The organism is Kibdelosporangium philippinense (genome assembly GCF_021390435.2).
Taxonomy (GTDB): Bacteria; Actinomycetota; Actinomycetes; order Mycobacteriales; family Pseudonocardiaceae; genus Kibdelosporangium; species Kibdelosporangium philippinense.
Genome location: NZ_JAJVCN010000001.1, coordinates 2,375,752 through 2,398,599 on the forward strand (window position 1 = coordinate 2,375,752; position 22,848 = coordinate 2,398,599).

The following is a 22,848-nucleotide window of genomic DNA, read 5'->3' on the forward strand; positions in this document are numbered from 1 at the left end:
GGTCAGATGTGCGCGCGGATCTGGCGGACCGGGTGGCCGAGAGCAGCGGCGAACTCGGCCATTTCCTCTGTGGTGAACTCCTCGCGTTCGGACCCGCCGATCATGCACTCGATCTGGAACCGGGCGTAGCCACAAGGCCAGTCGTAGTGCAGGGCGTCCAACGTTGTCGCCATGCCGCAGCAAGGCACGGTCACGGCCAGCGTGTCGAACCCTGCGTGCTTGCGTTCGAGCAGATCGTTGTACCACCAGAAGTCGATGTCGCCATCACAGGAAGGGCAGGTGATGCGAACGAGGTTCTCACCAGAGGTGATGGCCATGATCGGCGAGTACCAGCACGCCTCGATCTCGGCCCTGTCATCGTCCGCGAAGAATCGCTCAGCGAGCGCGATGGCGCGTTCAGCCGCGGGCTTGTCCGGCTGCCACCGTGGTTCGGTGGGGATCACCGACAGGATGTTGGCGCTCATCGGCGCATCATGGCGAGGAAGTCTCGGATGAGGCTGTCGGTGAACTCGCGCGTGATGGGTTCGCCGGTGACCAGCACGCGGTAGTAAATCGGGCCGACGAGCTGGTCGATCGCTGAGTCGAGGTCAAGCTCGGCGGGCAGTTCGCTGCGGGCGATGGCACGTTCGAGCAAGCTGCGGTCCCTGGCGCGCAAGGGAAGTACGCACTCGTCGCGGAATCGCGTGGCCATTGCTGGATCGTGCTGGGCTTGGCCAGCCAGCGCGCGCAAGACGGCGCCTTGGTCGGTCTCGGTGAGGAAGGTGGCGAGCATCGGCAGGTAAGCGGCTAGGTCGTCGGTGAGTGAGCCGAGGTCGGGTGGGGTCAGTTCTTCGTTCATGTCGGCTACGAAGGCGTCGAGCAGGATGTCGATCTTCGATGGCCACCAGCGGTAGATCGTCTGCTTCGCCACGCCTGCCCGCGCGGCGATGCCTTCGACTGTCACCCCGGCGAAGCCGCGCTCCACCAGGATGTCGTCCGCGGCTTCCAGTACGGCCTGGCGGGCTTGTTCGCTTCGGCCATGGCGGTTGCCGTGGTGCCGCGTGTTCGTCACACGCGCAACACTACTAGCCTAGACGAGACGTTGCGTCTAGGCTGGCCAAATGACTCTGGCGAAGGTTCAACCGATACTCGATCGGCTCTTCGCGGCCGCCACCAAAGATGCGTGGCCGCAGTCGTACCCCGCCGATCCGCAGGGGCACGCCGACGCGCTCGCGGATATCTACATGCCCATCTCGGCTGATGGTGGCAAGCTGCTGTATTCGCTGATACGCGCCGCGCGGCCGGAAACCGTTGTGGAATTTGGGACTTCATTCGGGATATCCACCATTTACCTGGCTGCCGCGGTCGCCGACAACGGCACTGGGCACGTGTACGGCAGCGAGATGAATGCCTCGAAGCTCGCCGCCGCCCAAGCGAATCTCAACGAGGCCGGGCTGGCTGACCACGTCACGATCCTGCCGGGAGACGCACGCGAATCACTCGCCGGGATCGCCGGGCCGATTGGTGTTGTGCTGCTGGACGGATGGAAGGACCTCTGCCTGCCTGTCCTGAAGCTGCTTGAGCCCAAACTCTCGCCAGGCGCGCTCGTGGTCGGCGACGACGTGAGCTTTGCGACGATGGCCACCTATCTCGACTATGTCCGTGACCCGGCCAATGGCTATGTCAGCGTGGAATTCCCGGTCGAGGACGGGATGGAAATCAGCTGCTACACCGGCGTCTGATCAAACTGGGCACCGCCGAGCGGGGACTCGACGGTGCGCACCAAGTCTCCGCGAGGGGCGCAAGGCGAGCGCAACAACCGGCCGCTGAATGCCAAACACCGCCGGGCCGACCAAGCGCCCCGGCGGTGTTAGCGCAGAACAATCAGGAACGGACCATCTTGCGCAGCACGTACTGCATGATGCCGCCGTTGCGGTAGTAGTCCGCCTCGCCCGGCGTGTCGATGCGCACGACCGCGTCGAACTCGACCTTCGAGCCGTCCGCCTTGGTTGCTGTGACCTTCACCGTGCGCGGGGTTTCGCCGTCGTTCAGCTTGGTGACGCCGCTGAAGTCGAACGTCTCCGTGCCGTCAAGGCCCAGCGACGACACCGACTCGCCATCCGGGAACTGCAGCGGCAGCACGCCCATACCGATCAGGTTCGACCGGTGGATGCGCTCGAACGACTCCGCGATGACCGCGCGCACACCAAGCAGCGACGTACCCTTCGCAGCCCAGTCACGCGACGAACCCGAGCCGTATTCCTTGCCCGCCAACACAACCAGCGGCACGCCAGCTTCGGCGTACGCGACCGACGCGTCGTAGATCGTGGTCTGCGGGGCGCCGTCGGCGAGGAAGTTGCGGGTGAAGCCGCCCTGCACGTCGTCCAGCAGCAGGTTGCGCAGCCGGATGTTCGCGAAGGTGCCGCGGATCATCACCTCGTGGTTGCCGCGACGGGAACCGTAGGAGTTGAAGTCCTTACGCTCCACGCCGTGCTCGGTGAGGTACTTGCCCGCAGGCGAGTCCGTCTTGATCGCACCGGCAGGCGAGATGTGGTCGGTGGTGACCGAGTCACCCAGCAACGCGAGCACGCGCGCGCCGTCGATGTCGGTGACCGGCGACGGGTCGTTCTTCATGCCCTCGAAGTACGGAGGCTTGCGCACGTACGTCGAGTCCTCGGCCCACTCGAAGGTGTTGCCGGTCGGCGTCGGCAGCGAACGCCAGCGCTCGTCGCCCGCGAACACGTCGGCGTAGTCGTTGGTGAACATCTCCGATGAGATCGAGGACGCGACCACGTCCTGGACCTCCTGCGGCGACGGCCAGATGTCCGCGAGGTACACCGGCTTGCCGTCCGAGCCGGTGCCGATCGGCTCGTTCACGATGTCCAGGTCCATCGACCCGGCCAGTGCGTACGCGACCACCAGCGGCGGGCTGGCCAGGTAGTTCATCTTGATGTCCGGGTTGATCCGGCCCTCGAAGTTCCGGTTTCCGGACAGCACCGACACCAGCGCGAGGTCGGCGTCCTGCGCCGCCTGGGAGATTTCCTCCTGCAGCGGGCCGGAGTTGCCGATGCACGTGGTGCAGCCGTAACCGACCAGGTGGAAGCCCAGCTTCTCCAGGTACGGCAGCAGACCCGCGCGCTCGTAGTAGTCCATGACCACCTTCGAGCCCGGCGCCAGAGTCGTCTTCACCCACGGCTTGCGCTCGAGGCCCTTCTCGACGGCCTTCTTCGCCAGCAGCGCGGCGCCGATCATGACCGACGGGTTCGAGGTGTTGGTGCAGGACGTGATCGCGGCGATCGCGACGGCGCCGTGGTCGAGCTCGAAGGTGTTGCCGTCCACGGTGACCGTGGTCGGCGTCGACGGACGGCCCTCGCTGCCCTCAGCGGCGGAGTGCGCGACGCGCGGCTTGCCGTCGCCGTTCTCGCCTTCGTGCACCGCGATCGGGTCGCTGGCCGGGAAGGTCTCGTCGATCGCCTCGTCCACAGTGGAGCTTGAGGTCTCCTCGGTGTGCGAGACGTAGTTGCCAAGCGCGCCACGGAAAGCGGGCTTCGCCTCGGCCAGCACGATCCGGTCCTGCGGGCGCTTCGGGCCGGCGATCGACGGGACCACAGTGGACAGATCGAGCTCGAGCGTCTCGGAGTAGTTGGCCTCGACCGACGGGTCGTGCCACATGCCCTGCTCTTTGGCGTACGCCTCGACCAGCGCGAGCTGCTGCTCGGACCGGCCGGTCAGCCGCAGGTAGTCGACGGTCTCCGCGTCGATCGGGAAGATCGCGCAGGTCGAGCCGAACTCCGGGCTCATGTTGCCGATCGTGGCACGGTTGGCCAGCGGCACAGCGCCGACGCCGGTGCCGTAGAACTCGACGAACTTGCCGACCACACCGTGCTTGCGCAGCATCTCGGTGATGGTCAGCACCAGGTCGGTCGCGGTGGCGCCGGCGGGCAGCTCACCGTGCAGCTTGAAGCCGACGACGCGCGGGATCAGCATCGACACGGGCTGGCCGAGCATGGCCGCCTCGGCCTCGATGCCGCCGACGCCCCAGCCGAGCACGCCGATGCCGTTGACCATCGTGGTGTGGCTGTCGGTGCCGACCAGCGTGTCCGGGTAGGCCTGGCCGCCGCGGGTCATCACGACGCGCGCCAGGTGCTCGATGTTGACCTGGTGCACGATGCCGGTGCCCGGCGGGACGACCTTGAACTCGGAGAACGCGGTCTGACCCCAGCGCAGGAACTGGTAACGCTCCTTGTTGCGCTCGTACTCGAGGTCGACGTTCTTCTCGAACGCGTCGGGGCGGCCGAAGATGTCGGCGATCACCGAGTGGTCGATCACCAGCTCGGCCGGGGCCAGCGGGTTGACCTTGTCCGGGTCGCCGCCGAGCTGGGTCACCGCCTCGCGCATGGTCGCCAGGTCGACGATGCAGGGCACGCCGGTGAAGTCCTGCATGACCACGCGGGCAGGGGTGAACTGGATCTCGGTGGCGGGCTCGGCGCTCGGGTCCCATCCAGCGAGGGCACGGACGTGGTCAGCGGTGATGTTCGCGCCGTCCTCGGTCCTCAGCAGGTTTTCCAGCAGGATTTTCAAGCTGTACGGCAGGCGCTCGGCGCCGTCGACCGCGTTCAGCCGGAACACCTCGTAAGAGGCGTCACCGACCGTCAACGTGCCGCGGGCACCGAAGCTGTCCTTGCTCGTAGGTGCAGTCACGTCCAACTCCATCTCGCGCGCCGGTGTGCGGGTGGCAGCAAAAGTCAGTTCGGGTTAGGCCGAGTCTCGCGCATCCCAGCTGGACTCGCAGACCCCGGGCCCATCCTTGCGCTTAACAGTACGCTTGTCCTGTATTCGACGGCAAGGCGGGGTGGAGAGACATGATTCACCATGTCCAGGTGGCGTGTCCGGCAGGGAGTGAAGATCGACTCCAGGCGTTCTATCACGGCGTGCTCGGCTGGACCGGACTGGAGAAGCCTCCGCTGCTCGCGGCGCGCGGCGGATGCTGGTTCGCGGTCCCTGGCGGGGGAGAGCTGCACGTAGGCGTCGAAGCGGACTTCCGCCCAGCTCGCAAAGCCCAACCGCCGTGTCCACCTTTCCAGCACACCGTGTCGCACGTTCCAGAACACCGTGTCCACCTTTCCAGCACACCGTGTCCACCGTTGCGGAACACCGTGTCCACCGTTGCGGAACACCGTGTCCACCGTTGCGGCATGCCGTGTTGACCATTCCGGCACTGTGAAATCGCGGGGAGGCCGCTGTGCGCTGGGCGACGCGATAGCGGTGAGGTCGGGATTTCATGGCGCGGGAATTTGGTATGTCGACCTGGAAATTCCGGCCGAATGCGGCATCGCGGGTGCCGAAGTGGGTATTTCGGTGTGTCGGAAAGGTGGACACACACTTCAGCAACGGTGGACACGGTGTGCTGGAACGGTGGACACGGCTAGGGGATGGCGTCGGCTAGGAGTTCGCATTGTTTGAGCCAGTCGCCGCCCGAGATGCCGAAGACCATGTGCTGGGCGCCTGCGGCTTCGTAGGCGGCGAGACGCTCGGCGACGCGTTCGCGGCAGCCGGTGATGGGGATGGTCGTGGCGCGTTCTATGGGCATGCCGTACGCCTGACTGATGCTCATGGCGATCTCGGTGCGGGTGTCGTCGGTGCCGAGGCGTCCGGTGGCGCCGATTGCGACGGTGCGGCCGGACAGTTGCTTCGCGCCTTTGGCGACCTCCTCTGACGTGATGAGCGAAGGGAACCAACCGTCGCCGTAGCGGACGGTTCGTTCGATGGCAGCTGGCGAGGCGTTGCCGATCCAAAACGGCGGCCGGGTTACTGCGGGCATTAGTCAGTCTGTCCTCTGGTGAAGACGCCCGTTGAGGGGTGAAAATCGGTGTTGGCTGCCCGCTGACGTCGTTGTCTCTATGGTCTGTGAAGGCCGTGCGTTAGTCGGACGCTGGGAGCCCTTGGTGGGCCCTTGATTGTTGCTTCGAGCACGCGGATCAGATTCGTTGTTGCCTGGGCTCCCGCGGGTAGCCGCCCCGCCGGACGCTCGGGGAGAGGCCGATGTTGGAGCAGACACAGGACAACGAGGAGATCATCGCGCGGGTGGCCGCGTTGGATATCGGTAAGGCCGAGGTGATGTGTTGTGTCCGGGTGCCCGATGAGGCGCGTCCGGGTAAGCGGCTGCAGGAGGTCCGGCCGTACTCGACGATGACCCGGTCGTTGCTGGTGCTGGCTGATCGGCTGGCCGGGCTGGGCGTGACCCGGGTGGTCATGGAGTCCACATCGGACTATTGGAAGCCGGTGTTCTACCTGTTGGAGGCGCACGGGTTCGAGACCTGGCTGGTCAACGCCCGCGATGTCAAGCATCTGCCCGGCCGGCCGAAGACGGATCGATTGGACGCGGTGTGGTTGTGCAAGGTCGCCGAACGGCAGATGATCCGGCCCAGTTTTGTCCCGCCGTCACCGATCCGCCGGCTACGGGATCTGACCCGGTATCGGCGTGACCTGGTCGAGGTCTGCACCGCGGAGAAGCAGCGGGTGGAAAAGCTCCTGGAAGATGCCCAGATCAAGCTCTCGGTGGTGGTCTCGGACATCTTCGGGGTGTCCGGCCGGGCCATGCTGGCCGCGCTGGTCGCCGGGCAGCGGGACCCGAAGGTACTCGCGCAGCTGGCCCGCACCTCGATGCGGCGCAAGATCGGCAGGCTGGAAGAGGCGTTCACCGGGTTTTTCACCGATCATCACGCGTTCCTGTTGTCGACCATGCTGGCCCGGGTGGATGCCGGGATCGCTGACGTCGCCCGAGTGGATGCCGCGATCGAGGAGTTGATCGCCCCTTTCGCCACAGCGGTCGACCAGCTTGATGAGATCACCGGCGTCGGGCGCACCGCCGCCCAGGTAGCCATCGCCGAGATCGGGCTGGACATGGCACGCTTCCCAACTCCGGGCCACCTGTGTTCCTGGGCCAAGTTCGCTCCCGGGGTGTCGGAGTCGGCCGGCAAGAAGAAAGGCAAAGCTGCCACCGGGCACGGCAACCCTTACCTGGCCCGAATCCTGGGCGAGGCCGCAGTGTCCGCCAGCAGGACCAACACTTTTCTCGGCGAACGCTACCGGCGCATCGCTCGCCGCAGTGGCGCCAAGAAGGCCATCGTCGCGGTCGGCCGTTCCATTCTCGTGATCATGTGGCACCTGTTATCCGACCCCAACGCCCGGTTCCGTGACCTCGGCGCCGACTACTTCGTCCAGCACACCAACACTCAACGCAAGGTCCGCAACCACATCAGCCAACTGGCCGCTCTGGGCTATCGCGTCACCCTCGAACCCGCGGCCTGACAACCCAACTACCAACCCGGCTCCGCTGCGCTACGCCGGGTGCCTTCGGCCTGCCCACTCACCATCGATTTTCGGATCAGTTCGACACCGAGTTCGCGTTCGCCTGCGAGGAGGCGGGGAAGTAGGCGTAAGGCGGTGTCTGTGCGCTGACCTCGCTGTGCGAACGGCACTCCTGCGGCCGCCCATTGTTTTGCGCCGCCGCCTGATCCGATGCCCAGGATCAGGCGGCCTTGGGACACGTACTGCAGGCTGGCGATCTGCTTCGCGGCCCATGCCAGTGGCCGGATCGCGGGTACGAACACGCTCGCGCCGACCTTGATACGGCGCGTTGAGGTCGCGGCGACGGTCAGGGCGACGGTGCAGTCGAGAGTTGGCGCGCCGACGGCCAAGTGGTCGCCGTGCCACACGCTCGCGAGGCCGACGTCCTCCGCGTGCCGGGCCGCGGCGGCGAGGTCCAGGTTTTCTGCTCGCTGTACCGCCACCGACGGCAGTACGACTCCGATTTCCAGCATTACGCCAGTGTTGAACCTCAAGACTGCTTGAAGTCAATAGGCGAAGGGCCCCGCGCAAACGCGGGGCCCCATTCTCACTTGATGCCCTTGAGCAGTGCCTCGATGTCTCCCGGCTGCAAGCCGCGGAGCATCTGCAGGCCCAGTTCGAAGAAGCTACGGCCTGGGCTGACGTACCACTTGCCGTCGACCTCGGTCGCGATCACGCCGACGCCGTCCTTGAACACGCTCTCGACCACGTGCGTGATGGCCGTGACCGCTGCGGGCGGCATGCCGCTCTGGCTGATCTGCGTCGCCGCGTCGGCCGCGCAGGCGCGCTGCGTCTTGCCTTCGCCGGTGGTCTCGTAGCAGTCGCCCTGGCGGACGATGCGGTACTGCTCGCCCCTGACGGTCAGGTCGATCTCCTTGACCGTCACCTTCGTGCCGCCGGTCGCGTCCTTGGTGTCGACCTCGAACTTGTTGATCTTCGCGCCGGTCGGTTCCGGTGTGCCGATCGCCGCGAGCAGTGCCGGGCCCGCGTCGTGCAGCGCGCCCATCTCGTCCGGCGGGGTCAGTTCGATCAGCCGCTGGATGTTCGCGTCGACGATCGCGTTGGCGAACTGCTTCACCGCTTCCGACGGGCTGCTCGCGCCGTTGGCAGGCACCCCGGTCGCAGGCCACTTCTGCTTGCCGACCAGCAGTGCGTAGTCCGCGATCGTGTAGAAGAGGCTCGGGAACCACTCGCCGTCGACCTTGACCGTCGCGATCCGGACCGGCTCGCCCATCTGCTTGACGGCCTTGCCGATGTCGATCTTCTGGGTCCGCGCGCCCGTGTCGATGCCGTTCGGGAAGGCCTGTTCGAGGAACTTCTCGTTCAGCGGAAGGTCGCGCATGTCGGAGTTGATCTCCAACTGCCCCTCGACCAGCATGTTGATCTCGAGGTGCTCGTTGATCTTCTGCTTGCGGGCCTCGTCGAACTTCAGCCCGGTCGCCTTCAGGCCGCTGATCTTGTTCGGGTCGGCGTCCTGCTTGTAGATGCCAAGCCGCTTGAGCTCGTTGGTCGCCTGCGTGTTGGCGTCACGCATCAGCGCGGCCTCGCCGGGCGGCAGCACGGTGAACAGGCCGGCGACGTCACCCGCGTTGATCTTGTCGACCAGGTTCTGCGCGGCCGCGGCGGGCGTCGGCGCGCCCTCGGCGACGCTGTCGCTCTCCCGGATGGCCAGGAAGTACACCAGTCCACCGGCGACAAGCGCGACGACGGCGACGAGAACGCCAACGATCATGCCGGTCTTCTTTTTCTGCGGCGGCTGGTGTGGCATGCCGTATTCAGGCTGGCCGTAGCCCTGCTGGTCCCAGCCTTGCTGCGGATAACCGGGTTGCCCCGGGTAGCCCTGCTGCGGCTGACCTTGCTGTGGGTAGCCACCCTGCTGCGGGTAGCCAGGCTGCTGCTGGTCCGGTTGGCCCGGCTGCGGATAACCAGGCTGACCCTGCTGCGGGTAGCCGGGCTGACCTTGCTGGTAGTCCGGTTGGCCCCAGCCTTGCTGTGGCTGACCGGGTTGACCTGGCTGTGGATAGCCGGGCTGGCCTTGCGGCTGATAGCCGGGTTGTTGTTGCTGCTGGTCCGGTTGGCCCCAGCCTTGCTGCGGCTGGCCTGGCTGGCCGTAGTTCTGCTGGGGATATCCCTGCTGCTGAGGGTAGCCGCCAGGCTGCGGTGGCTGGTTCGGATCGTTCGGCTGCCACTGGCCGCCGGAAGGCGGGTAGGTCACAGGTCCCCTCCAGAAGATCAATTGTGCTGTTTCACCCGGTTTCGCGTGACGAGCACGATCACCGCCCCGAGCAGCGCCAGCACGGCCCCAACCAGTGTCACGACTGGTCCAGTGCTCGCGATGCCGATCAGGCCGTCCTTGTCATCCCCTTGGACGGCAGCAGCCCCCGAGATCGTTCCCATCAACGCCGCCAAAATGACTGCCAGCACCGCAGCCGTCCGGCGTAGTCGGAGAGCGTACAGCGCGATCGCGATCGCCACCGCCGGAATAACGCCGAACCAGATGTCGAATAGGACACGAAGTTGCGGGACCATGTCCAGCGCGCCCAGATGTCGCAGTATGCCGAGGGATTGGTAGCTCGAGTAGTACGTCGTGCCCGAGCGAACCCAGGCGAGAAACGTGCCGAGCACGATGAGTGTCAGGCCGGTCGCTGCCACGGTCGCCCCGATCCGGGGCAGTGATGTCCGCACGCGGGGAATCGTGCCAAAGTCCACCGCGATATCCCCCTTTCGGGTCGAATTCGCACGTCAAGGCTGTCCAAAGAGGATTTTGTGATGCACGGTGACTAAGTTGTCACTGTTACGGCAAGTATCTGCTGTGACGAAAGTGGTGAGTGAGAAGGAGGCGCCGTGCGGGTCCGTCGAGCGGCCATCCCGATCCTGGTGATGCTCGCGTTCGCCGTGCCAGCACCGGCGTTCGCCGTCCCGCCACCGCCGCCGAAGCCGAGCGACCAGGAACTGCAGGACAGCAAGGCGAACAGGGACGCCAAGGCGGGCAAGGTCGGCGAGCTGACCAGCAAACTCGCCGACGCCGAGTCGAAACTGGTCGACCTGCAGGCCGCGGTCGAGGTCAAGATGGAAGACGCCAACAAGGCGCTCGTCGACCTGGACACCGCGAGAGACGTCGCCGTCAAGGCCCGCGCCGATGCCGCCGCGGCGAAGCAGGAAGCCGACGCGGCGAGCGCGGCGATTGACAAGGTACGTAAGGACGTCGACGACTTCGCCGCCGCGAGTTTCCGGCAGGGCAGCACAGTCGGTTCCATGACGGCGTTCTTCGGCGCGTCCAGCCCGAAGGATTTGCTTGACCGGGCGGCATTTCTCAACGCGGTGAGCGGAAGCCAGCTCGACGCCCTCGACCGGATGCAACGCGCGAGAGTCGAACAGGCCAATAAGGACTCACGAGCACGCGCGGCGCTGAATCTGGCTAACGAGAAGCAAGGCGAGGCGGAAACCGCCAAACGAGCCGCCGACCAAGCGACCGCGATCGCCGAGCAGGCGCGCCGTGACCAAGCGGGCGAAGCCGCGCAGCTCGAAGCATTCCGTGAGCAGACCGAGCAGGAACTCGCTGACGCGCAAGCGAAAGTCGGCGGTCTCGAATCGCAGTTGCAGCGCTACCAAGAGTGGCAGCGGGCAAAGCAGCGTGAGGACGAGGAACGCGCCAAGGCCGCGGCCGCCGCGGCCCAGCGCCCTGGGGCCGGTGGGAGGCCCAGTCGCCCAGCGCCCGGTCGTCCGCAGATCACCGGCGGCGGGGTGGCGCTCGTCATCGCACGGGCCATCTCGCAGTTGGGCGTTCCGTACGCGTGGGGCGGCGGCAACGCCAACGGCCCGACGCGCGGCATTCGTGACGGCGGCGTCGCGGACTCGTTCGGCGACTACGCGAAGGTCGGCTTCGACTGCTCCGGCCTGATGATCTACGCGTACGCCGGGGTGGGGATCAGACTGCCGCACTACAGCGGCTACCAGGCCAAGGCGGGCAGGCAGTTGCCGTTGTCCCAGATGGCACCTGGCGACATGTTGTTCTGGGCGACCGGCGGCCGGATTCACCACGTGGCGATGTACATCGGCAACGGGCAGATGGTCGAGGCGCCGTATTCAGGGTCTCGCGTGCGCATCACATCAGTCAGGTACGGCGGCCTCGTGCCGTACGTGACCAGGCTTATCTAACCTTCACCGCTGACCTGCCGTGGGATCGTGAGCTATTCGGCTTGAGGTTCCACTCGGTGGAAGGTGCAGGTTGGCGGCATGAACAACGGCACGGATCGCTTCACGATCGGGCAGCTCGCCCGGCGGACCGGGCTGCGGTCGCGCACGATCCGCTTCTGGTCCGACCAGGGTGTGATCCCGCCCGTAGCCCGGTCCGCTGGCGGGTACCGGCTCTACGACGCGGCGGCGATCCAGCGGCTCGACCTGGTGCGCACGCTTCGTGAGCTCGGACTCGGCCTTGACGAAGTGCGGCAGGTCCTCGACCGGCAGTCCTCGCTGGCCAATGTCGCGGAAACGCACATCAGGGCGATCGACGCCGAGATGCGGGCGCTGCGGCTGAGCCGTGCCGTACTGCGCGCGGTCGTGAACCGCGGCTGCACCACAAAGGAGATCGCACTGATGCACAAGCTGGCCCAATTGTCAGCGCGGGAACGCCAGCAGATCATCGACGACTTCGTCCGCGAGACCTTCGCCGGAGTCGACAACGAGGACGCGATGGCCGTGGCCGACCTGATGCGGGAAATGCCACCGGAGCTGCCCGACGATCCCACCGCTGAGCAGGTGGACGCGTGGGTGGAACTGGCCGAACTGGTCGGGGACGAAGGTTTCCAGCACACGATCCGGCAACTGGTCCTCAGTGGTGCGCGGGATTACCGGATCGACTTCGGGCTCACGATTCGCCCCGTCGTGATCGAGCACGCGGGCGGCGCGATCAAGGCTGGCGTTGGCCCCGAATCAGGCGAAGGTCGGGAGGTGCTCGACCGCATCGTGCCAAGGGACCTGCCAGGGGACGAGGTGGCGACGCTGCTCGACTGGGTGGAAAGGGTGGCCAAGCCGGAGCTTGAACGGTATTGGGAGCTGCTGAACTTGATCAACGGATACTCGCCGGGCGAGCCCGGTGTGCCCGCGTTCCACTGGCTCGCGGCTGCTCTGCGGGCGCATCGCTGCGCTGTCAGCCGGTAGTCCAGAAGTACTCGCGGCGAGCCTCTTCCCAGTCCTGCGGGTCGTCATGCAGTTCTGGGTACCGCGACAGTGCCTCGGCGATGTCGTCGTGGCCATGCTCGGTCAGGTAGGCCAGCGTGGCCGCGGCGCCAGCGCCGAGCATGTTCTGCACGTCGAACCCGCATCCCGTGTCGAAGTCGATGTGCTTGGCGCGCCACATCATCGGCACGTCGCTCGGATCGCCGACCAGGTAGAGCAGGAAGGCGGACCAGTACAGATTCTCGAAGTAGTCGCCGTCGAAGTCGCTGTCGACGCTCCATGCCTTGCTACGGGCTTCGAACTCGGCGTGGAAGATCTGCCGGATCAGCGCGTGCTGCCGCTCAGCGGTGTCGGGGGCGATCGCAGCCAGCAATTCTGCCCGGCCTGCTTGCGTATCGATGGGGCCAGCCACGGCTGAATTCTCCTCTGAGTAGACCTACGCAAGATTCCCACAGCCGCTTACCGCGAAGATGCCCGTGTGACGCTTGAGCAGACCATCCGCCGGTGTGCGGTTGCCGCCGCTGTCGGTGCTGGCCTCGGACTTGTGTACGTGGGCGTGCTTGCCCTGATCGCGCCGGGCGCCCGGGTCGCCAGCTTGGCTCGGCTCGGCTGGCTCATCATCCTGGCGCCGCTGACGTTGGCGGTCTGTGTGTTCCTGGCCTGGCCGATTTTGCAGAAGGCGAAGGTCGTGCAGGCCTGGCAGGTGGCGCTGGTTGGACCGGTGGCGGTCTGGGCGTGCTGGCAGTTTCTCGGCGCCGCGGAATTCTCGATGCAGTTCAGTCCAGTGGTTGCCGCGGCAGCCGGTTACGCCGTAGCGGCGCTGGTCACCGCGCCCACCTTGAAAATCTGGGGGCGGGTGGTCGTCGTGGCCGCTGTCGCCGCGCTCTTTCCGCTCGGGACCCTGGTGACCGACATACACATCGCCGACCGGAAGGCGGACGAACTCCGTCGCTATGAGCATCCGCTCTTCGCGCCGGACGTGCCGGACCATCGCGTCGCCGCCGCCAGCGCGGGATCCGGGGAGTTCGTTTACCGCCTGCAACCGCGGTTGGCGGATGAGGACCCGCGCAATGAGATCCAGGCGCACCAACGTCTGGTGCCCGCCGATTTCAATCCACCCGCCCACTGTGCCTTGGACGGACGGATGGAACCCGAGCCGTGCACGCTGCTCGCCCCGGAGGTTTGGCGGATCTCCCGGGGCGAGTACCTCGTTTACCTGGCGCGCAAGGGTGATCAGGTGGTCGAGTTCAGGCGCGGCGATCTCGTACCGGAGAAGGACCTGCTCGCCGCCGCCACCAGCCTCCGGGAAGTCCCGCTCGAGCACTTCACGGACAGGTCACCTTGATCGTCTGCGCGGGTGCGGTGATCCCGGCCGTGTGCGTCCCATGCGTGCAGGACAACGGGAACCCGACCGGGATCACGCCGCCTGCGTTGCGGTTGAAGGAGATCACGCCGTCCGGTGTCGTGAACCCGATGCCACGGGCGAAAGACCGGGTGTCACGAGCGACGATCTGGCCGTCCAGCCACAGCGACACGGTCGCAGCGGGCAGGTACCCGGCACCGCCCGAGTTCACCACGGTTGCCGAGACCGACGTCGGAGTGCCCTTGAGATCGGTGATCTGGGCATTGATCGGCGACGTCATCCGGGCATAGTTCAACCGGTGGTCCTTGACGGCTCGCTCGTAAGACAACCCCTGGGAATCAGGGACCTGCCAAGTGATGTCGAGCCCCACCGGCCCCGAAAGACCAGTGAGCACGATCTGCGAGCCGGACACCGAGGCTTGCCCCGAGCCGACGACCTTCACCCGGGAAACGCTCGCGCCCTCAGGCACCCGAACGACAACTGGCACGGCACCGAGGACCGCGACGGCGGCACGACGTACCCAGCAGCGCCGCCACCATGAGAAGTCAACGAGAAAGAGACGCGGCCGAAGTCGGTCTCGCCGGAGAACGCGACCCGCCGACCCGCCTTGGCCCAGTCGTTGTTCCAGGTGTTGGCCAGGTAGAGCCGTCCGTCGTGGCCTTCGTACGCCACCATGTCACGCAGCAGCGACAGGTACTTCCCAGCGAACTCGTTGTGCGGCTGAGTGTGCCCGTCGGCGGACCAGTCCCAGCGTTGGGCGGCGTTCATGCCCTCGGTGGCAGAGTGTGTCGCGGATGTGTGGACCAGCAGGTTGTAGAGGCCTTTGAGGGTAGTGGCCTGCTCGCCTCGTCGGATGTTGGTTTCGAGGATCGACATCGGCGTGTACGAGTGCAGCAGTCCTTCGAGCCCGTTCATCGGGTACGTGAAGACGCCCTCGAAAGTCTTCTCCCGCCAGCTCGCCAGGCTCTTGGTCACCCATTCCTCGTCGGGATCGAACACGCCGGTCGGGGAAACGACTTCGAGGTTGCCCCAGTCGAGGCCATAGGTTTTGCCGTACCACCCGGTGCGGATCGCGCGTCCGGCGAGGCCTTCGATCGTCGGCGTGATCCAGCCGACCTGGTCGACGGCAGGCTTCAGCTTCGCGCGCAGGATTGCCTCGTACTCGTCGGCCCGCTTGGTCCAGAGATCGGCGGCGGCGGTGTCTCCGGCAGCGCGGGCGATGGCGGCGCCGCCGCGTTCACCGGCGATGTTCCACAGGTCATAGGTGAGGACGTGACCGGCGACGCCTTCGTTGTCCTCCATTGAGGACTCTGGGAACAGGCCGCCGGAGACGGGCCATGCTGCCTGGTGCTGATTCCATTCCCAGGCCATGGCTTTGTGGACAGCGGGCAGTACTTCCCGCGCGAGAGCCGTGTCGCCGGTGCGTTTGAGGTAGTTGCCGAACATGGCGAGCGCCTGCCCGTTGCCGTCCATCTCGCCTTCTTTGGAGATGAACTGGCCCGCGTCGTTCTGCCACATCAGCATGTCGCGCGTGCACTGCCGGGCAAGGTCGGGGAAACCGGCGCCGAGCATGCCGTCGATGTCGAACGCGGCGTCACGCAGGTAGTACTTGTCGTAGACGGTCGGGTTGCGGTCCCAGAAACAGTGTCCGCCAACGAGATCGGTGGAGATCAGCGACTGGACGATCGCTGCCTTGTAGGTGTCGATGAGCTTGTTCTCGACGCCGTCCAGCGGCAGCGTGATGTCGGTTCCGGCACGCAAAGTCTTGCGCCAGAAGGCTTCTGTCGCGGCACGGGTGGTGTTGTGGTCAGCGCGCGTGATCTTGGCCAGGTCGCTCGATCGCGCTACCCGGTACGGCATTTTGAACTGGATCGACTTGGTCGCGCCGGGCGCCAGAGATACCGACCAGCCGAGGCGGTTGCCGTCACGCGCCGGGTTGTCGCTTGCGGTGAGCAGGAGCTTTCCGTCGCCGCCGAGGCTGCCTGTGCGCGCGTCCCAGACGGGTGATTGGGGCCAGGACGGGCCTGGTTGAGGCTGGTCCTGGTCGATGCCGTCGGGGATCAGGGTCGCGCCGAGCTTGGCTGTGGCCGCGTCGCGGGTCGTGTTGGTGAGGTTTACCTGCGCTGTGCGTACGGCACCTTTGTGACGCCGTCGACCTTCGCGGAGAAGAAGCTGATCGTGTGCTTGACGCCGTCGCGTTCGAAGGTCTCGGACAGGATCGGCAGCCAGCCGTCCTGCCACGTTTTCACCCGCTGGTTGACCGCCTGGCCATCGCCGGTGTCGAGCCGTAGCGGTAACCAGTCGAACGGCTCGTCGTCACGGTCGTTCACGGGAGGCAGCGAGCGTTGTACCGGCTATAACAACTGTGAAGATCACGGCGAGCGCGCGGGCAAGCATGGTGTCTCACCTCGTATCGGTCCAACCATCGGATGTCTCGAACGTGTGAGTAACATAATCGAAACGCTCCGTGATTGAAGAGGCCGTTTTTGGTTGAACGGGAGTCGGTGATTGGTTAAGACCTCCGATGTCGGCGTCGGGTAGTGCCGATCGTGCCGCCGAAATCGTCTTCACAGAGGTCATACCGCTGATCGGATTCGATAGGACCCGGTGGATGACCGTGTCTTGTTGGAGGTTGGCCCGTGACGGAACCCGAGGCTGGGACGAGCACCCCGGCCACTGACGCGCAGCTGCTCGAACGCACCGTGTTCGAGGTCAAGCGGGTGATCGTCGGGCAGGACCGGCTGGTCGAGCGGATGCTGGTCGGGTTGCTGGCCAAGGGGCACCTGCTGCTGGAAGGTGTGCCCGGTGTCGCCAAGACGCTGGCGGTCGAGACGTTCGCGCGCGTTGTCGGCGGGTCGTTCTCCCGTGTGCAGTTCACGCCCGACCTGGTGCCCGCGGACATCCTCGGCACCCGGATCTACCGGCAGGGCTCGGAATCCTTCGACGTCGAGCTCGGCCCGGTGGTGGCGAACTTCGTGCTCGCCGACGAGATCAACCGCGCACCGGCCAAGGTGCAGTCGGCGATGCTCGAGGTGATGGCCGAGCGGCACGTGTCCATCGGCGGCAAAACCTTCCCGATGCCGGACCCGTTCCTGGTGCTGGCCACGCAGAACCCGATCGAGAACGAGGGCGTGTACCCGCTGCCCGAGGCGCAGCGCGACCGGTTCCTCTTCAAGATCATCGTCGAGTACCCGACGGCCGAGGAAGAGCGCGAGATCGTCTACCGGATGGGTGTCGAGGCGCCCCAGCCGCATCAGGTGCTCTCGCCCGCCGAGCTGACGCGCTTGCAGGGCGTGGCGTCGAAGGTGTTCGTGCACCACGCGCTCGTTGACTACGTCGTACGGCTTGTTCTCGCGACGCGTACTCCCGCCGAGCACGGTCTGACGGACGTCGCCGGTTGGGTTGCATACGGCGCCTCGCCGCGTGCCAGCCTCGGCATTGTCGCCGCCGCTCGTGCGCTCGCGTTGGTGCGTGGGCGTGACTACGTGCTGCCGCAGGATGTTGTGGACGTCGTGCCGGACGTGCTTCGCCACAGGCTCGTGCTGTCGTACGACGCGTTGGCTGACGGTGTCCCGCTCGACCACATCATCACGCGTGTCTTGCAGACCGTGCCGTTGCCGCAGGTGTCGGCGCGGCCCCAGCAGGCCCCGCCGCCGCAGGCGCACCACGCACCGGCGGGCGTGGCGCCCCGGCCGTGAGCGAGAAGGAAACCAGCGAGCGTCCCACGTGGACGCCGCCGATCCTGCGCGGCGACCGGATGGAAGCCGGGCTACGCTTGCTCGAACTCGACGTCCGGCGCCGGTTGGACGGCCTCTTGCAGGGCAATCACCTTGGTCTGGTGCCCGGCCCGGGCACCGAGCCGGGGGAGGCGCGGCCTTATCAGCCCGGTGACGACGTGCGCCGGATGGACTGGGCTGTCACGGCTCGTACGACCGTGCCGCACATCAGGGAGACGGTCGCGGACCGTGAGCTGGAAACGTGGCTCGCGATCGACCTCTCGCCCAGCCTCGACTTCGGTACGGCCGCGTGCGAGAAGCGTGACCTCGTCGTCGCGGCCACGGCCGCGGTCGCGCATCTGACCCGTGGCGGCGGTAACCGCATCGGCGCGGTCATCTCGACGGGCAAGGACACGGTTCGCGTGCCCGCGCGTGGTGGCCTCGCGTACGCGCGTGGCTTGATTCGTAAGGTCGCAGAGACACCGAGCGCGCCTGAGGGCACGGCCGGTGACTTGGCCACATTGATTGAGCAACTGCGCCGTCCGCCGCGCAGGCGCGGGCTGGCCGTGGTGATTTCCGACTTCCTCGGGGACGTGGACTGGCAGCGGGCGTTGCGTGGGCTTTCGGCCCGGCACGACCTGATCGCCATCGAGGTCCTCGACCCGCGCGACATCGACCTGCCCGAGGTGGGCACGGTCGTGCTGTCCGACCCGGAAACCGGCCGCCAGCGCGAGGTGCACGCCACGCCGCTGTTGCGCCGGGAGTTCGCGGCCGCGGCCGCGCAACACCGTGCCGATGTCGCGGCGGCCATTCGCCGCGCCGGTGCGGGGCATTTGGTTCTACGTACGGATTCCGACTGGGTGGCGGACACGGTGCGGTTTGTGGTGGCCCGCAAACGTGGCTGGTCCGGAGGAGGTGCTGCCTGATGTTTGGCTTGAGCTTCGGCAGGTTCGCCGACGCGTGGTGGTTCTTGCTGCTGATCGCGGTCGCCGGGCTGGTTGTTGGTTACGTGTTGCTGCAGCGCAGGCGGCGCCGTAACACGATGCGGTTCACCAACCTCGCGCTGCTGGAGAAGGTCGCGCCCAAGCGGGCACGCAAAAGCAGGCATGTGCCGATCGCGTTCTTGCTGGCAGCGTTGACGTTGTTCACGATCGCGCTCGCTGGCCCGACGGCAGAGGCGCGCGTGCCACGTAACCGCGCGACCGTGATGCTCGTGATCGACGTGTCGTTGTCGATGGAGTCCACGGACGTCAAACCAAACCGCCTGGAAGCCGCGCAAGCCGCGGCGAAGTCGTTCGCGAGCGGCCTGACGCCAGGCATCAACCTCGGCCTGATCTCGTTCGCCGGGACAGCGACCGTGCTGGTGTCGCCGACGACGTCACGCCAGGGCGTGGTGAAGGCGATCGACACGTTGCGGCTGGCCCAGTCGACCGCGACCGGCGAGGCGATCTTCTCGGCGTTGCAGTCGATCGAGAGCTTCTCGCAGGTCGTCGGTGGTCAGGAAGGACCGCCACCGGCACGCATCGTGTTGATGAGTGATGGCAAGCAGACGATCCCGACCGACAACCAGGACGACCCGCGCGGCATGTTCACCGCGGCGCGCGCGGCTGCCGACGTGAAGATCCCGGTCTCGACGATCTCGTTCGGCACGAGCGACGGCACCGTCGACATCGACGGAAGGCGCACGCCGGTCCCGGTCGACGACGACTCGCTCGAACAGGTGGCGAAGCTGTCCGGCGGGGAGTTCTACAAGGCAGCGACCGCCGACGAGCTGCGCAAGGTGTACGACACTTTGGGTGAACAAATCGGATATGAGATCAAAGATGCCGATGCCAGTCGGCCATGGTTGATACTGGGCACCATCGCGGCGATAACCGCCGCCGGTAGCGCGCTGTTCATCGGGCAGCGCCTGCCGTAACCGAGCGCGGTGTCCGGAGGGCCTGGCATGGTCGACGCGAAGGACTGGCGGGAGATGCACGAGTGGTCCGCCCAGTTGCTGAAGCGTCAGACCGGCCATAGTGTCGACGACTGGAACATCCGGATCAAGGAAACCGGCATCACCTCGCGCGACGAGCTGCAGCAGTGGCTCAAGACCCGCAACATCAACGGCTACGCACAGCAGCTGTTGATCATGGAACGGTTCGGCTATCCGGAGTTTCTGCTCAAGACGGCGGAAGAGCTGGTCGACGAGCAGTTCGCTGACCGGGAACACCTCCGGCCGGTGTTCAACGAGGTGATCGAGGCAGGCGTCGGCATCGCACACCAAGGGCTGGTCGAGGTGCAGGCGCGCAAGACGTTCGTGACGCTGCGGACCAAGCGGCGGAAGTTCGCGATGGTCAAGCCGACCACGAAGAACCGCGTCGACCTCGGGCTGCGGATCGTGGATTTGTCCGGTGGGCACCAACGGTTCGCCGCCCGGTTGCAGTCGGCGCGGTTGCTGCGTGACGACTCGATGACCCACCGGATCCCACTGTCCTCTGTGGAGGAAGTGGACGACGAAGTCTGCTACTGGCTGGCAGTGGCCTTCGAACAAAACACCTAGTAAAACCTCGTGAGTGGTTAGCCGCGTTCTAACCCGCGTAACCACTCACGAGGGTTGACCAGTGGTTATCTGTTCACGCCGCGCCTGCCCATCGCACCCGATACCAGGCCGACCAGGATGATGGCGGCGCCGAGCTGGAACAACAGCTCGATCCAGTCGATTCCCGCGGTGTCCCGGACGCCGAACCAGCCGGCGATCAGGCTGCCGAGGAACGCGGCGATGATACCGACCACAATGGTCAGCCAGATCGGGATGTTCTGCTTGCCAGGCATGATCAACCTGGCCAGCGCACCGATGATCAGGCCGATCACGATCGCGCCGATGATCGATTCAATGGTCATCGCACACTCCTTTGAGTGCAGGGTGGTGAACCACTTCCTCCTACGGTCCCAGGGGTCCCCAACTTCGGCATCTTGAAACGACAAACCGTTATCCATGCAGGTCGCGGTACATATCAGCGGCCCCGGGGTGCAACGGGACACCGGCGGTGGCGATCAACGTCCGCGCGTCGAGGAACTGAGTACCGAGCGCCTGCTGGGGAACGAGCTCAGCAGCCCTCCTGACCAGCACGGATACGACGGCGCCCGCGACATCGTCGGGCAAGGAGGGCGAGCAGACCAATAGGTTGGCCACACCGATCGTGCGGATATCCCGCACATGGTGGTACGCACCGGAAGGTACGAGGACGGTCTCGTATACCGGACCGTGTCCTTCTCGTAGCTTTGGCGCGACCCCGTCGAGCGGCAATAACAGGATTCCGATTCGCGCGTCCAGATCGGCTAGTGCGGGCGTGGGGACGCCCCCGGACCACAGCAGGGCGTCGATCCGGCCTTGGGTCAGGCTGGCGATGGCTTCGGCGAGGGGCAGTCTTTCGATGTTCGGCCGGACATTCGCTGCCTCGATCAGGCGCTCGCCGAACAATGCTGCGCCAGAGCCTTCGGCGCCAAGGGATACGGCTCGGCCGTTCAGGTCGGCGATGGTTCGGACCGGGCCGTCTGCTCGGACTACGAGTTGCATGTAGTTCTCGTAGACTCGGCCAAGGGCGCGCAGGGGGACTTGTGTCGTGAATGGACGGTTCCCGGCTGTGGCGGTTTGGGCTGTGTCGGCTAGAACGAGGGCAAGGTCGGCGTGGTTGGCTTGGAGCATGTCCACATTGGCCTGGCTGGCTTGGGTGGTCAGGGCTGTACATTGCAGCTGTGGCTCGGCTTCGGTGATCTGTGCGGCAAGGAGTTTGGCGAAGGCCAGGTAGAAGCCGCCTTCTTCGCCTGCCGCGATGGTCAGGGTCCGCTGTGGACCGGAGTAGCCGGTGCTGCAGCCAGTCAGGGTGGCAAGGCTGGCGAGCAACAGTGACCGCCGGGTGATGGTCATGGCGACTCCACTGGCAGCGTGACTCTGACTGTCAGCCCATGGGGTTTCGTTGCTTCCAGCGACATCTTGCCTTCGCGGGCGGTGACCAGGCGTTCGGCGATGGCCAAGCCCAGTCCGGTGCCGCCGGTGCTTGCTTGGCTGGAGCGCCAGAACCTTTGCGTAGCCTTCGTGAGGTCCTCTGGGGGTAGGCCGGGGCCGTTGTCGGACACCGTGATCGTGCCGTCCGTACAGCTGAGGCCGATCCTGGAGCCGGCGCCTGCGTACTTGACAGCGTTGTCCAGCAGTACATCCAGGACTTGGCCGAGCTCTGCGTCCGGCGTGGCCACGATGAAATGCTCCACAGTAGACAATTCAAGGTCCACCGAAGCATGGTCCGCAGCTGCGTGCCATGCGTCGTACCGTTCCACGAGCACTGTCGCGGCGTCGCACGTGTCCTCTGAGGTCTGCGGGTCGACATTCTCCGCAGTTGCTAGCGCGAGCAGGCCGTCGAGCAACGACTCCATCCGTTCGACCTCGGCCACGCACCCGTTATAGGTTCGCAAACCATCTGGTTTTACTTGTCCGGCAAGGGAATCTACGCGCAGTCGGAGCGCGGCCATCGGGTTGCGCATCTGGTGTGACGCGTCCGCAACGAGTCTGCGTTGCTGGTCGGCTGCTTCGGCAACCGCGTCGGACATCTTGTTGAACGACGATCCCAACGCTCGCAACTCACGCGGCCCGGCGCTGGCGGGCACGTGTGTGCGTTGTTCACCCGCGGCCAACGAGAGTACGCCTCGTTCCAACTGTGCCAACGGCCGTAGCACCCACCGCGATACAACCAACGCCAGCAGTACGAACAACAACGCGGCCGCAAACGCGCCTACGACAATGAGCAGCCAGTCGTGTGCGACATCCGACGCGGCCGCTGTCACCGACGCGCGCATCACGACCGCGCCCGCAACCCGCGTACCGGCGCCAACCGGGCGGGCCAGAACAAGCGCGTCCGACGACCAAGGGCGGAGTTGTAGGGGAGAGGGCCCGGGTTGGTTGCGTAGAGCGCCGTCGATCAACGGCAGGACGTCCTCCGCGCGCAGACCGCCTGTCGCCACAACTTGCCGTTTGCGCGCGTCGACCACGAGCACGGGTTCGCCGTAGAGATCGGTGTACGCGCGGATTTCGTTGGCCAGTTGGTTCGTATCACCCGTGTCATCGGCCTGCTGTGCCAACACGGCAAACCGGTCAAGCTCCGCGGTCCGTGAGATCAACAGTTCCTGCGTGCGCGACGCGGCCGTGCTGCCCAACAGTGGCCATGCGAAGCCCGCGACCGCAGCCGCGGACAACAGGAGCAGCACCACGAGCAGGCGTGTCCGCAT

The 22,848-nt window shown here is 65.9% G+C and carries 23 protein-coding genes; 9 read left to right on the forward strand and 14 right to left on the reverse strand.

Features of this window, described 5'->3' with window-relative positions:
- Window positions 1-2 precede the first annotated feature (2 nt).
- Both LWC34_RS10910 and LWC34_RS10915 read right to left on the reverse strand, forming a co-directional pair.
- Window positions 3-464, reverse strand: a complete 462-nt coding sequence (locus tag LWC34_RS10910) for a hypothetical protein (RefSeq protein ID WP_233724868.1) — start codon at window positions 462-464, stop codon at window positions 3-5.
- On the reverse strand, window positions 461-1,051 hold the full coding sequence (locus LWC34_RS10915) for a TetR/AcrR family transcriptional regulator (protein ID WP_233724869.1): 591 nt from the start codon (window positions 1,049-1,051) through the stop codon (window positions 461-463). The genes LWC34_RS10910 and LWC34_RS10915 overlap by 4 nt, the downstream gene beginning before the upstream one ends.
- Window positions 1,052-1,100: 49 nt before the next feature.
- Between LWC34_RS10915 and LWC34_RS10920 the strand changes: the two genes are divergently transcribed.
- On the forward strand, window positions 1,101-1,721 hold the full coding sequence (locus tag LWC34_RS10920; RefSeq protein WP_233724870.1) for an O-methyltransferase: 621 nt from the start codon (window positions 1,101-1,103) through the stop codon (window positions 1,719-1,721).
- Window positions 1,722-1,863: 142 nt separating this feature from the next.
- Here the strand turns inward: LWC34_RS10920 and LWC34_RS10925 are convergent, their stop codons facing one another.
- Window positions 1,864-4,680, reverse strand: a complete 2,817-nt coding sequence (locus tag LWC34_RS10925) for an aconitate hydratase (protein ID WP_233724871.1) — start codon at window positions 4,678-4,680, stop codon at window positions 1,864-1,866.
- Window positions 4,681-5,404: 724 nt separating this feature from the next.
- A complete protein-coding gene (locus tag LWC34_RS10930) occupies window positions 5,405-5,800 on the reverse strand; it encodes an LLM class oxidoreductase (protein WP_233724872.1) in 396 nt (131 codons plus the stop codon).
- Between the two features lie 221 nt (window positions 5,801-6,021).
- Between LWC34_RS10930 and LWC34_RS10935 the strand changes: the two genes are divergently transcribed.
- Window positions 6,022-7,290 carry an IS110 family RNA-guided transposase gene (locus tag LWC34_RS10935; RefSeq protein WP_233723845.1) on the forward strand — a complete coding sequence of 423 codons (1,269 nt, stop codon included), beginning with the start codon at window positions 6,022-6,024 and terminating at the stop codon, window positions 7,288-7,290.
- 8 nt (window positions 7,291-7,298) lie between these two features.
- Here LWC34_RS10935 and LWC34_RS10940 read toward each other — a convergent pair whose 3' ends face one another.
- The 3 genes from LWC34_RS10940 to LWC34_RS10950 form a co-directional block, all read right to left on the reverse strand.
- Window positions 7,299-7,802 (reverse strand): LLM class flavin-dependent oxidoreductase, encoded by a 504-nt coding sequence (locus LWC34_RS10940; protein WP_233724873.1) that lies wholly within the window; start codon window positions 7,800-7,802, stop codon window positions 7,299-7,301.
- Window positions 7,803-7,876: 74 nt separating this feature from the next.
- Window positions 7,877-9,544 (reverse strand): flagellar basal body protein FliL, encoded by a 1,668-nt coding sequence (locus tag LWC34_RS10945; protein ID WP_233724874.1) that lies wholly within the window; start codon window positions 9,542-9,544, stop codon window positions 7,877-7,879.
- 17 nt (window positions 9,545-9,561) lie between these two features.
- Window positions 9,562-10,014 carry a hypothetical protein gene (locus tag LWC34_RS10950; RefSeq protein WP_233724875.1) on the reverse strand — a complete coding sequence of 151 codons (453 nt, stop codon included), beginning with the start codon at window positions 10,012-10,014 and terminating at the stop codon, window positions 9,562-9,564.
- A gap of 195 nt (window positions 10,015-10,209) precedes the next feature.
- On the opposite strand from LWC34_RS10950, the gene LWC34_RS10955 reads away from it, so the two are divergent.
- On the forward strand, window positions 10,210-11,487 hold the full coding sequence (locus LWC34_RS10955; RefSeq protein ID WP_233726408.1) for an NlpC/P60 family protein: 1,278 nt from the start codon (window positions 10,210-10,212) through the stop codon (window positions 11,485-11,487).
- 78 nt (window positions 11,488-11,565) lie between these two features.
- Entirely contained in the window at window positions 11,566-12,489 is a 924-nt protein-coding gene (locus tag LWC34_RS10960; protein ID WP_233724876.1) for a helix-turn-helix domain-containing protein, read from the forward strand.
- Here LWC34_RS10960 and LWC34_RS10965 read toward each other — a convergent pair.
- Window positions 12,479-12,919, reverse strand: coding sequence for a hypothetical protein (locus tag LWC34_RS10965; RefSeq protein ID WP_233724877.1), 441 nt, complete (start codon window positions 12,917-12,919; stop codon window positions 12,479-12,481). The two genes, LWC34_RS10960 and LWC34_RS10965, sit on opposite strands and share 11 nt — an antisense overlap.
- 138 nt (window positions 12,920-13,057) lie before the next feature.
- Between LWC34_RS10965 and LWC34_RS10970 the strand changes: the two genes are divergently transcribed.
- Window positions 13,058-13,852, forward strand: a complete 795-nt coding sequence (locus tag LWC34_RS10970) for a hypothetical protein (RefSeq protein ID WP_233724878.1) — start codon at window positions 13,058-13,060, stop codon at window positions 13,850-13,852.
- On the opposite strand, the gene LWC34_RS10975 is transcribed toward LWC34_RS10970, so the two are convergent.
- The 3 genes from LWC34_RS10975 to LWC34_RS10985 all read right to left on the reverse strand — a co-directional run bounded on the left by LWC34_RS10975 (window position 13,833) and on the right by LWC34_RS10985 (window position 16,200).
- Window positions 13,833-14,312: a hypothetical protein gene (locus LWC34_RS10975; RefSeq protein WP_233724879.1), complete on the reverse strand. Its 480-nt coding sequence runs from the start codon at window positions 14,310-14,312 to the stop codon at window positions 13,833-13,835. The two genes, LWC34_RS10970 and LWC34_RS10975, sit on opposite strands and share 20 nt — an antisense overlap.
- Window positions 14,309-15,730, reverse strand: a complete 1,422-nt coding sequence (locus LWC34_RS10980) for a hypothetical protein (protein ID WP_233724880.1) — start codon at window positions 15,728-15,730, stop codon at window positions 14,309-14,311. Before LWC34_RS10980 ends, LWC34_RS10975 begins: the two co-directional genes overlap by 4 nt.
- Window positions 15,731-15,984: 254 nt before the next feature.
- Entirely contained in the window at window positions 15,985-16,200 is a 216-nt protein-coding gene (locus LWC34_RS10985) for a hypothetical protein (protein ID WP_233724881.1), read from the reverse strand.
- A gap of 309 nt (window positions 16,201-16,509) precedes the next feature.
- Here LWC34_RS10985 and LWC34_RS10990 point away from each other — a divergent pair, with 309 nt between their 5' ends.
- Genes LWC34_RS10990 through LWC34_RS11005 form a run of 4 tightly spaced genes read left to right on the forward strand, consistent with a single transcriptional unit; the run spans window position 16,510 to window position 20,128 of the window.
- A complete protein-coding gene (locus LWC34_RS10990) occupies window positions 16,510-17,568 on the forward strand; it encodes an AAA family ATPase (protein ID WP_233724882.1) in 1,059 nt (352 codons plus the stop codon).
- A gap of 59 nt (window positions 17,569-17,627) precedes the next feature.
- Window positions 17,628-18,512, forward strand: coding sequence for a DUF58 domain-containing protein (locus tag LWC34_RS10995; RefSeq protein ID WP_235729267.1), 885 nt, complete (start codon window positions 17,628-17,630; stop codon window positions 18,510-18,512).
- Window positions 18,512-19,504: a VWA domain-containing protein gene (locus tag LWC34_RS11000; protein WP_372496462.1), complete on the forward strand. Its 993-nt coding sequence runs from the start codon at window positions 18,512-18,514 to the stop codon at window positions 19,502-19,504. The genes LWC34_RS10995 and LWC34_RS11000 overlap by 1 nt, the downstream gene beginning before the upstream one ends.
- 27 nt (window positions 19,505-19,531) lie before the next feature.
- Window positions 19,532-20,128, forward strand: a complete 597-nt coding sequence (locus tag LWC34_RS11005) for a DUF5655 domain-containing protein (protein WP_233724884.1) — start codon at window positions 19,532-19,534, stop codon at window positions 20,126-20,128.
- A gap of 65 nt (window positions 20,129-20,193) precedes the next feature.
- Here LWC34_RS11005 and LWC34_RS11010 read toward each other — a convergent pair whose 3' ends face one another.
- The 3 genes from LWC34_RS11010 to LWC34_RS11020 all read right to left on the reverse strand — a co-directional run bounded on the left by LWC34_RS11010 (window position 20,194) and on the right by LWC34_RS11020 (window position 22,848).
- The gene (locus tag LWC34_RS11010; RefSeq protein ID WP_233724885.1) at window positions 20,194-20,469 is read right to left on the reverse strand and encodes a GlsB/YeaQ/YmgE family stress response membrane protein; all 276 of its coding nucleotides are present in this window, start codon (window positions 20,467-20,469) and stop codon (window positions 20,194-20,196) included.
- Between the two features lie 88 nt (window positions 20,470-20,557).
- A complete protein-coding gene (locus tag LWC34_RS11015) occupies window positions 20,558-21,496 on the reverse strand; it encodes a TAXI family TRAP transporter solute-binding subunit (protein WP_233724886.1) in 939 nt (312 codons plus the stop codon).
- Window positions 21,493-22,848, reverse strand: coding sequence for a sensor histidine kinase (locus LWC34_RS11020; RefSeq protein ID WP_233724887.1), 1,356 nt, complete (start codon window positions 22,846-22,848; stop codon window positions 21,493-21,495). The genes LWC34_RS11015 and LWC34_RS11020 overlap by 4 nt, the downstream gene beginning before the upstream one ends.

Bases quoted from the DNA above. Each gene is read 5' to 3' on its own strand.
- LWC34_RS10910 (WP_233724868.1), bottom strand. From the start codon at position 464: ATGAGCGCCAACATCCTGTCGGTGATCCCCACCGAACCACGGTGGCAG.
- LWC34_RS10920 (WP_233724870.1), top strand. From the start codon at position 1,101: ATGACTCTGGCGAAGGTTCAACCGATACTCGATCGGCTCTTCGCGGCC.
- LWC34_RS10930 (WP_233724872.1), bottom strand. From the start codon at position 5,800: ATGCCCGCAGTAACCCGGCCGCCGTTTTGGATCGGCAACGCCTCGCCA.
- LWC34_RS10935 (WP_233723845.1), top strand. From the start codon at position 6,022: ATGTTGGAGCAGACACAGGACAACGAGGAGATCATCGCGCGGGTGGCC.
- LWC34_RS10940 (WP_233724873.1), bottom strand. From the start codon at position 7,802: ATGCTGGAAATCGGAGTCGTACTGCCGTCGGTGGCGGTACAGCGAGCA.
- LWC34_RS10955 (WP_233726408.1), top strand. From the start codon at position 10,210: ATGCTCGCGTTCGCCGTGCCAGCACCGGCGTTCGCCGTCCCGCCACCG.
- LWC34_RS10960 (WP_233724876.1), top strand. From the start codon at position 11,566: ATGAACAACGGCACGGATCGCTTCACGATCGGGCAGCTCGCCCGGCGG.
- LWC34_RS10980 (WP_233724880.1), bottom strand. From the start codon at position 15,730: ATGCCGTACCGGGTAGCGCGATCGAGCGACCTGGCCAAGATCACGCGC.
- LWC34_RS10995 (WP_235729267.1), top strand. From the start codon at position 17,628: ATGGAAGCCGGGCTACGCTTGCTCGAACTCGACGTCCGGCGCCGGTTG.
- LWC34_RS11000 (WP_372496462.1), top strand. From the start codon at position 18,512: ATGTTTGGCTTGAGCTTCGGCAGGTTCGCCGACGCGTGGTGGTTCTTG.
- LWC34_RS11005 (WP_233724884.1), top strand. From the start codon at position 19,532: ATGGTCGACGCGAAGGACTGGCGGGAGATGCACGAGTGGTCCGCCCAG.
- LWC34_RS11010 (WP_233724885.1), bottom strand. From the start codon at position 20,469: ATGACCATTGAATCGATCATCGGCGCGATCGTGATCGGCCTGATCATC.
- LWC34_RS11015 (WP_233724886.1), bottom strand. From the start codon at position 21,496: ATGACCATCACCCGGCGGTCACTGTTGCTCGCCAGCCTTGCCACCCTG.
- LWC34_RS11020 (WP_233724887.1), bottom strand. From the start codon at position 22,848: ATGCGGACACGCCTGCTCGTGGTGCTGCTCCTGTTGTCCGCGGCTGCG.